At 65.7% G+C, this 3636-nt stretch carries 2 protein-coding genes and 1 pseudogene; 1 reads left to right on the top strand and 2 read right to left on the bottom strand.

Going from position 1 to position 3636, the window contains the following annotated elements; translation table 11 throughout:
• Positions 1-87: 87 nt before the first annotated feature.
• Entirely contained in the window at positions 88-2877 is a 2790-nt protein-coding gene (locus AC1DU6_RS23555; RefSeq protein WP_477860005.1) for an alpha-1,6-glucosidase domain-containing protein, read from the top strand.
• A gap of 90 nt (positions 2878-2967) precedes the next feature.
• On the opposite strand, the gene AC1DU6_RS23550 is transcribed toward AC1DU6_RS23555, so the two are convergent.
• Positions 2968-3183, bottom strand: coding sequence for a putative antibiotic biosynthesis monooxygenase (locus AC1DU6_RS23550; RefSeq protein WP_457324527.1), 216 nt, complete (start codon positions 3181-3183; stop codon positions 2968-2970).
• A gap of 201 nt (positions 3184-3384) precedes the next feature.
• Positions 3385-3636 (bottom strand): annotated as a pseudogene (locus AC1DU6_RS23545) (isochorismatase hydrolase); the annotation flags it as partial.

The raw sequence follows: 3636 nt of genomic DNA, 5'->3' as shown, positions 1-3636 counted from the left end.
GAGCATAGCGACGACATTGGGTGATTCGCTAGCGGGATTTCGATTAATGTAGTTTTGCTACTATTCAAAAACAACAAGGAGACCTTCATGCCATCTCGCCCCCTGCTGTGCTGCATGGCGCTGGGCCTGACGCTGATTGCCGGTGCAGCGCGCGCCGACGATCTGGACGACTGCAATGCCGAAGTGCCGATCCCCGCACCTGCTGCGCGGCCGGCAGCCGAGGCCTATTGGCTGGATGCGCGGACCGTGCAGTGGCCGGGGCTGAAGCTGCAGGGCGGCGACCGTGTGCGCCTGTATCACGCCCGGGCGGCGGGGCTGAAGGCGCCGGCTGGCGACAGGGTCACTGGCGCCGATGGCGCGGTCGAACTCGTGCTCGCCACGGCGGCGCTGCCGGCGCGATTCCGTTTCATCGGTGAGGGGCCGCGCTTCGCCATTGCGGGCGGCGCGGATGCCGCGGCCCTGCTGCGTGAGCAGTTGATGCTGGTGCACGAAGCTGCCGACGGCCGGGTCATCGGCGCGACGGGCCTGCAATTGCCCGGCGCCCTGGACGACCTCTATGCCGCGGCCGAGCGCGTGACGGATTTTGGCGCCCATCCCGCCAAGGCGCAGACGCGCTTTGCCGTCTGGGCCCCGACGGCCCAGCGCGTGCTGCTGTGTCGCCATGCCGGGCCCGAGTCGCCCGCGGTGGCGGTCGATGCGATGCGTCTCGATGCCGCCATCGGTGTCTGGCGCGCCGAGCTGCCCGGCGACCTGAGCGGCCAGTCTTATCGTTACCTCGTCGACGTCGTCACGCCCACGCACGGTCGCGTACGCAACCTCGTCACCGACCCCTATTCGGTTGCGCTGACGGCCGACTCGCGGCTCAGCGTCGTCGCCGACCTTGCTGCCCCCGCGCTCAAGCCGCGTGGCTGGGACGCCTCGCCGCGCCCGACACGCGTGAGGCTCGCCACCGACCAGGTCATCTACGAACTGCATGTGCGCGACTTCTCGGTCAGCGACACGACCGTGCGGCCCGCCTGGCGCGGCAAATACCTGGCCTTCACGGAGACCCGCTCCGATGGCGTGAAGCATCTGCAGGCCCTGGCCAGCGCCGGCCTGACCGACGTGCACCTGCTGCCCGTCTTCGACCTCGCCAGCGTGCCCGAGCGCGGCTGCAAGACACCCACCGTGCCCGTTGCACCGGCGGATAGCGAAGCCCAGCAGGCCGCCGTCATGGCCGTCGCGGCCGACGACTGCTTCAACTGGGGCTACGACCCCTGGCATTTCAACGTGCCGGAGGGCAGCTACGCGACCGATCCGCACGAGCCGGCGACGGGCCGCTCCCGAGGCGGCTCCACCCCCTCGGGGGGCGGCGACGCGCATTTGGCGTCGCCTGGGGGCGCTATGAGACGCGTGGTCGAGTTCCGCGCCATGGTCATGGCCCTGCACAAGGCCGGGCTGCGTGTCGGCATGGACATGGTCTACAACCACATGTCGGCTGCCGGCCAGGCGCATAAATCGGTGCTGGACCGCCTCGTGCCCGGCTACTACCACCGCCTCAACGCCAAAGGCGAGATCGAACGCTCGACCTGCTGCGACAACACGGCCACCGAGCACCGCATGATGGCCAAGCTGATGATCGACTCGGCGGCGCTGTGGGTGCGCGAGTACAAGATCGATTCGATGCGTTTCGACCTGATGGGCCACCAGCCGCGCGAGGCGATGGAGAGGCTGCAGGCCCGCGTCAATGCGGAAGCCGGCCGGCCCGTGCAACTGCTGGGCGAGGGCTGGAACTTCGGCGAGGTGGCGAATGGCGCCCGCTTCGTGCAGGCCTCGCAGCTGAGCCTGAACGGCAGCGGCATCGGCACCTTCAGCGACCGCGGCCGCGATGCGGCGCGTGGTGGCAGTGCAGGCGAGGGCGGTGACGACAGCGTGCGCCGCCAGGGCTGGCTCAACGGCCTCGTCTACGCACCCAACGCGCTGGCAAATGCAAGGCCGGAGGAACTGCTGACCGCCGCCGACATGATCCGCGTCGGCCTGGCAGGGTCGCTGCGCAGCTTCGAGCTGACGACCTGGCGCGGCGAGAAGAAGCGCCTGGACGCCATCCCCTATGGCGACCAGCCCGCGGGCTTTGCGTCAGAGCCCAGCGAGGTTGTCAACTACGTGGAGAACCACGACAACCAGACGCTGTTCGACATCAATGCGCTGAAGCTGCCGCTGGCCACCTCGCGCGAGGATCGCGCCCGCGTGCAGATGCTGGGAGCCGCGCTGGTGGCCTTCAGCCAGGGCATCGCTTACTTCCATGCCGGCCAGGACATCCTGCGCAGCAAGAGCMTGGACCGCAACAGCTATGACAGCGGCGACTGGTTCAACCGGCTGGACTGGAGTTATCAGAGCAACCATTTCGGCACCGGCCTGCCGCCGAAGCAGGACAACTTCGGCAAGGATGGCCGCGATTGGGAGCTTGCTCGCGAGCGGTTGGCGGATGCATCGATTGCCCCCGGCCCGGCCGAGATTGCCTGGGCGCGCGATGTGTTTCTCGACCTGCTGAAGATCCGGGCCAGCACGCCGCTGCTGCGGCTGCCCAGCGCGGCGGAGATCCGCAAGCGCGTCAGCTTCCCGGGCAGCGGCGCGGGGCAGAACCCGGTGCTGGTCGCGACGCGTATAGACGGCCGTGGCCTGCCTGGTGCGGGCTTCAAGGTGGTAATGACGCTGATCAATGTGGCGCCGACGGCGCAGACGCTGAAGTTGCCGGAAGAGGCCGGTGCGGTTTGGCGGCTGCATCCGGTGCAGCGTCGTGAGCAGGCTGCGGAACAGCGCGTGGCGCGGTACGCGAGGGCGGTCAAAGGTGTGTTCGAGGTGCCGGCCCGCAGTGCGGTGGTGTTCGTACTGGAGTAAGGCGGACAGGCCGTAGGAGAGCAAATCGCCCTGCTTTCAAGCGGCATCCGTCAGCTACGCTACCCCCGCGCTTCTCTCTCTTGTTCCATTTCACGCGTCAGAAAATAGTTCAACGCCGTAGACCCTTTCGATGAGCTGGCTGCGAACGGGGGGCTCCGTCCAGGCGCGCAGATTTGCTTGGGTGTCAAACCGGATGATGACCGTGTAAGTCGAGGAGAAGCCTGGAACCGGATGGATGATCTGCCAGTCAAGATTGCCAGCAAACGATCGGCAAAGCGGTCCGATTTCGTTCATCCATTTCTTCATACTCGGCCTGCTTGCCATCACGCACCCGATGAGTGATGACCACCGTTGCTCCCATGGTGTCGCCAGTGCTAGTAAATTTCGCGTTTAGGTCAATGGCGTCGCTCGCGTAATGAGGCATCTAGCTTTTCGGCAACTTCCTCCAAGTTGAAGACTGAGGGGCCACCTGTCGCCAGGTGGCCCAAGTCCAGTCTTTGTCTGAACCTACTTCACGTTTTTTTGTGCCATGTCATAGCTTTCAAACAACGCGCCATATGCGGGCTCGACGTGGTCGACAAAGACCTTGGCGAATTCCATTGCTTCTGGGCGATTCCAGGTGTGCATCACCTCTGTAATCGCCGCGAATGTGTCAATTGGCATCGCGCCCGCCTGCGTGACCCGGGCAATGGAGATGTCGGTTGCCATCTTCGACCAATTACCCGAGGCATCCACAATGCAAAACACTTTGTATCCTTC

It is taken from the genome of Roseateles sp. P5_B10, assembly GCF_056400485.1.
Note: the sequence above shows the minus strand (reverse complement) of the source record. Positions and strands in the feature narration are given on the sequence as shown.